The 3,030-nt window shown below is 73.5% G+C and carries 3 protein-coding genes; all 3 read right to left on the reverse strand.

Annotation, left to right across the window (positions count from 1 at the left end):
• Positions 1-1,414, reverse strand: a 1,414-nt coding sequence (locus ASG00_RS10200) for a DNA repair protein RecN (RefSeq protein ID WP_442922637.1), incomplete at its 3' end; no start/stop codon positions are given.
• A complete protein-coding gene (locus tag ASG00_RS10205) occupies positions 1,411-2,379 on the reverse strand; it encodes an NAD kinase (RefSeq protein WP_056209286.1) in 969 nt (322 codons plus the stop codon). The genes ASG00_RS10200 and ASG00_RS10205, both read right to left, overlap by 4 nt.
• On the reverse strand, positions 2,376-3,030 hold a 655-nt coding region (locus ASG00_RS10210; RefSeq protein ID WP_082483216.1), incomplete at its 5' end, for a TlyA family RNA methyltransferase. The genes ASG00_RS10210 and ASG00_RS10205, both read right to left, overlap by 4 nt.

Raw genomic sequence — 3,030 nt, forward strand, 5'->3', positions numbered from 1 at the left:
TGCCCGCATCGATCTCGTCGAACACGAAGGTCGGCACCGGGTCGGTGGAGGCGATGACGACCTCGATCGCGAGCATCACCCGGCTGAGCTCGCCGCCCGAGGCGCTGCGTGCGACAGCGCGCGGCTCGGCGCCGGGGTGGGGCGCCAGCAGGATCGCCACCTCGTCGCGACCCGACGACGAGTCCGCGGTCGCGCTGACCGAGATCGTGACGGTGGCATCGGGAAGCGCAAGGGCGTGCAGCTCGTCGGTGACGACCGCCGCGAGAGCGGATGCCGCCTGCTCCCGCGCCTCCGTGAGAGCGGATGCCGCGGCATCGAGGTCTGCGGCCGCGACAGCGCGCTCGGCGTGGAGGGCGTCGACCCGCTCGGGGTCGTCGTCGAGGTCGAGCAGACGCAGCGCGCCCGTGCGGGCGAGCTCCAGGGCGGCGTCGAGGGAGCCGTGGGCGCGCACGAGCGCGCCCAGCGCGGCCCGCCGCTCCTCGAGCGCGGCGAGCTCCTGCGGACCCGACTCGTCGAGGTCGGCGAGGTAGGCGGCGAGGGCGGCCGCGGCATCCGTCGCCCGGTATCCGAGCTCGGTGACCTGTGCGGCGATCTCTGCGAGCGCGGCGTCGTTGTCGGCGGCGCGTTCCAGCGCGTGCCGCGCCTCGCCGAGCAGGCCGATCACGTCGGGGAGATCGTCGTCGCGGGAGAGCGCATCGTGCGCCTGGGTCGCGGCGGCGCGCAGGTCTTCGGCGTGCGCGAGGCGTTCTGCTCGCGCAGCGACGTCGACGTCCTCCCCCGGCTGGGGATCGACGGCCTCGATCGCCGCGAGGTCGGCGCGCAGCGTCGCCGCCTCGCGCGACCGGGCTTCGCCGTCGCCCTCCACCTCGGACAGCACACGGTCGAGTTCGCGCACCCGGGCGTAGGCGGCGCGGTAGGCCTCGAGAGCCGCGGTGATCGTCGCCCCGCCGAACCTGTCGAGGGCGTCGCGCTGGGCGGCGGCCGAGCGCAGACGCAGCTGGTCGGACTGCCCGTGCACGACGACGAGGTGCTCCGCGAGCTCGGACAGCACCCCGACCGGGGCGCTGCGCCCGCCGACGTAGGCACGACTGCGCCCCTCCGCGCTGAGCGAGCGACCGAGCAGCAGTTCGGCGCGGCCGTCGCCGAGGTCGTCGAGGTCGCCGCCGGCGTCGGCGACGCGCTCGGCGACGGCACCGGTCGTCGGAACGATCCAGACGCCGTCGACGCTCGCCGCGGATGCCCCGGCGCGCACCGCGCCCGAGTCGGCGCGGGCACCGAGCACGAGTCCGAGGCCGGTGACCACCATGGTCTTGCCGGCGCCGGTCTCTCCCGTGATCGCGGTGAAGCCGGGACCGATGGGCAGCACGGCGTCGTCGATGACGCCGAGGCCCTGCAGGTGCAACTGCTCGATCACGCGTCGTCGCTCTCGTCCCGGGCCCCGCCGATGATCGGGTGGGTGCCGGTCGACAGCTCGTCGGGCCCGCGCCAACCGTCCACCGGCAGATGGAACTTGCGCACCAGCCGGTCGGTGAAGGCGGGCGCGTGCAGACGCGCGAGACGCACCGGCTCGGGAGAACGGCGCACCACCACGCGCGCACCGGGAGGCAGCTCATGCGAGCGACGACCGTCGGCCCAGAGGATGCCGACCCCGTCGGTGCGCGCGAGCACCTCGACCGCGACGGCCGCCTCGGGTCCCACGACGAGCGGCTTCGCGAACAGGGCGTGGGCCGACAGCGGTACGACGGCGAGCGCCTCGACGGACGGCCAGATGACGGGACCGCCGGCCGAGAAGTTGTAGGCGGTCGACCCGGTCGGGGTGGACACGACGACCCCGTCGCATCCGAAGCTCGACAGCGGACGCCCGTCGATCTCGATGACGACCTCGAGCATGCGCTCGCGGCTCGCCTTCTCGACGGTCGCCTCGTTCAGCGCCCAGGTCTCGTAGACGACCTCGCCGCGGCCGTTCTTCACCCGCACCGACACGGTCAGGCGCTCCTCCACGCGGTACTCCCGCGAGATGACGCGCGCGACGGCTTCATCCAGGTCGTCGCGCTCGCTCTCGGCGAGGAACCCGACATGACCGAGGTTGATGCCGAGGATCGGCACCGCCGCGCCGCGCACGAGCTCGGCCGCACGCAGGATCGTGCCGTCGCCGCCGAGCACCACCGCGATCTCGACCCCGTCGACCGGCACCTCGATGCCGAGACGCGGAAGGTTCGCGGCGGCGGGCAGCACTTCGCCGAGCTCTTCCCGGTCGTCACGCGCGAGCACGGGCGATGCACCGGCATCGAGCAAGGCGCGGATGACGCGTTCCGCCGCATCGACCGTCGCCGCACGACGGGCGTGGGCCACCACCAGGATGTAGCGTTCCTCGCTCATCGCCCTCCCGTCATGCCGTGAACCGCCTCGCTCCATTCTGTCGGAAGCGTCCCGCCGCCCGGCCGCAGGTGCACGAGATATTCGCGATTCCCGTGCGTTCCGGCGATCGGGGAGGAGACGACGCCGGCGGTGCCGAGGCCCAGATCCCAGGCGGCCCACAGCACGCCGTTGACGGCGTCCTCCCTCAGCGCGGGGTCGGTCACGAGACCTCCCGTGACGGCGGTGCGGCCGACTTCGAACTGCGGCTTCACGAGCAGCACGATGTGGGCATCGGATGCCGCCACCTCCGCGACCGCGGGAAGCACGAGGCCGAGCGAGATGAATGACAGATCGCCGACGACGACGTCCGGAGCGGCATCCTCACCGGTCGCCCCGGCGAGCGCGGCACGGGTCATGAATCGCACGTTGAAGCCCTCGACCGCCGTCACTCCGGGGTCGCGCGCGATCTCGGGGGCGAGCTGGCCGTGGCCGACGTCGACGGCGAGCACGCGCCGCGCGCCGCGCTCACGCAGTACCTGCGTGAATCCGCCGGTCGAGGCGCCCATGTCGAGCGCGAGGCGCCCGGTGACGTCGATCACGAAGGCGTCGAGCGCCGCGATGAGCTTGTGCGCACCCCGGCTGACGTAGTGATCGGATGCCGCCACGTCGAGG

This window comes from Microbacterium sp. Leaf351 (assembly GCF_001423825.1).
Lineage (GTDB): Bacteria > Actinomycetota > Actinomycetes > Actinomycetales > Microbacteriaceae > Microbacterium > Microbacterium ginsengisoli.

What these genes read in the sequence shown, in the direction of transcription:
- ASG00_RS10205 (WP_056209286.1), bottom strand. Translation starts at nt 2,379, where the DNA reads ATGAGCGAGGAACGCTACATCCTGGTGGTGGCCCACGCCCGTCGTGCG.